2 protein-coding genes are annotated in these 1,860 nt (G+C 67.8%); both read right to left on the bottom strand.

Features of this window, described 5'->3' with window-relative positions; all coding sequences use genetic code 11:
* Positions 1-395: 395 nt before the first annotated feature.
* A complete protein-coding gene (locus ACWC91_RS41485) occupies positions 396-812 on the bottom strand; it encodes an SsgA family sporulation/cell division regulator (protein WP_281157578.1) in 417 nt (138 codons plus the stop codon).
* A gap of 128 nt (positions 813-940) precedes the next feature.
* Positions 941-1,363, bottom strand: coding sequence for a hypothetical protein (locus tag ACWC91_RS41480; protein ID WP_281157577.1), 423 nt, complete (start codon positions 1,361-1,363; stop codon positions 941-943).
* Positions 1,364-1,860 lie beyond the last annotated feature (497 nt).

Genomic DNA, 1,860 nt, shown 5'->3' with positions numbered 1-1,860 from the left:
GCGGATGCCGCTCCTGCCGGGGGTGGTGTGTCGGAGGCGGACGCTTTGGCGCAGGCCGGGCGGACGGGGAAGCCGGTGGAGATCTCCGCTCGGCGCCGGCGGCCCCGGACACGACGGGGCCCTTGCGCGACGGGAGGGTGGGCCGGTCCTCGGCCGTCGGAAGTTGGGCGACCGGGGGCAGTAACCGGCAGCAGCGAGTGTTACTGGTATCAGTAACGGTCCCGGCCGGGGGCGGCCTGGGATCAGTTCGTGGGGATCGGGCCCGTCGTTCGGTTCCGCCCGGAGAGGCATTGGGAAGGGTGGGGCCCACGGTGGTGAACAGCTCCGGATGCCGCCGCTTGAGCCGGGCGTAGGCCCTGAGGCGTGCGTTTCGTCGGCGTTGCTGCATGTTCATCTCAGGCCGCCCCATCCAGGAGCCGTGACAATTCGGCGTCCATATCCAGACCGGAGACCTCTTGGCCGGCCGGCACCAAGTGGTACGTCCGCCCTAGCCACTGCGCGACCACTGGGAGGGGAGCGGTGAGCCAAGCGGTCCCGTGCGGAGAGGACAGAGCAAGGTTCAGCTCGGCATCGGCCCCGGAACCGACCGGCCAGACGCGCACATTGCCTTGCCCGGTGGGCCGGTTGAGGCCCTCTGTCAGCGTGTCACGGGCCAAGGCCCAGCTGACTTGATGGACGGTGCCGGTCTGGAAGACGATGATCGCGGCAAACGGGTCTTGGGTGGCGTAATACAGACGAGTTGGCACCGCGAGGCGGTCGCCGGACGGAAGCACCAGCTCCATGTGCAACGTCTGGTCTATGTGATAGTGCATGGCTCGGATTGCTCCTCGAGAGCCTGGGCCGGTCGGCGCACTGCCGCCCCAACGGCTGCGGTGCGCGGAGGCCCAGGGGCGGGCCGGGCCAGCGCGCTAAAAGCCGGCCCGGTGCCCGCCTTGGGCGGTCAGTTGAAGATGCGGTGGTCGAAGCCACGGTCGTGGCTGCTCACGGAGTGCCATGCGCCGTTGTTCTTCACGTAGAACCAGTGTCCGTCGTAGCGGTACTGCCGACCGTGATCGTTGCAGTACCAGCCGCTGCCGATCCGCACCCACTTGCGGTGGCCGTCCCAGCGAGTGTCGTGACGGTCGTGGTGGCCGTCCCAGCGAGTGTCGTGACGGTCGTGGTGGCCGTCCCAACGAGTGTCGCGATGGTCGTGGTGGTCGCCGTACTGGGTCCGGTCCGAGGAGTGGTACGCCACAACCGCGGTGTGGTCGGCTACCTCTGCCGGCGCAGCCGAGGCGGTGCCGCCCATTGTCAGGAGGGCGCCCGCGGCGACTGCGAGTGCCGCTGCCGAGGTGGCGAACCGCCGCCCGAAGTTGTGCTTCATGATCGTTCTCCTTGGTGTGTTCCGGAGCTCTGGATTGAGGCTCCGCTTGGCGGGTATGGGCGCCATGCATCCCTTCGAAGGGTGGGCTCCCGTACCCCGCTGTCGAGCGCCGGTTCCCGGCGTCGGCGGCCTGTCGCGCTCCCGCCCGAGCGGGCGAGAGGCGCAGGGATAGGGGATTTTTCAGCGGGTCACTTCGTTCTAAGTGACCTGAAGCTGTACGCAGAGGGTTTCTTTTTGCTCGGTGGATCACCGTACGCATTCAGCATCGTTGTTTCGATGCCTGCCAGACCATCCGGGAAACAGGTCAACCGATGGTATGGCCCTCTTCCCCTCCGTACTGGGGAAAGCCCGTGGCCCGGAGTGTGGCTGCCTGGCGAAGGACTTCGCAAGGGCCGGAGAAGACCAGGGGCCGTTGCATGATCGCGATCCGTCCGGATTGCCGGGCTGGCCCGGCGTTGGAGCGGACGTCCCGGTTCGGGCAGGGGGCGAACGCAGTG

The sequence above is a fragment of the Streptomyces sp. NPDC001204 genome, from assembly GCF_053598035.1.
Note: the sequence above shows the minus strand (reverse complement) of the source record. Positions and strands in the feature narration are given on the sequence as shown.

Excerpts from the sequence above, each read along its gene's own strand:
- ACWC91_RS41480 (WP_281157577.1), bottom strand. The coding sequence starts at position 1,363 with ATGAAGCACAACTTCGGGCGGCGGTTCGCCACCTCGGCAGCGGCACTC.
- ACWC91_RS41485 (WP_281157578.1), bottom strand. The coding sequence starts at position 812 with ATGCACTATCACATAGACCAGACGTTGCACATGGAGCTGGTGCTTCCG.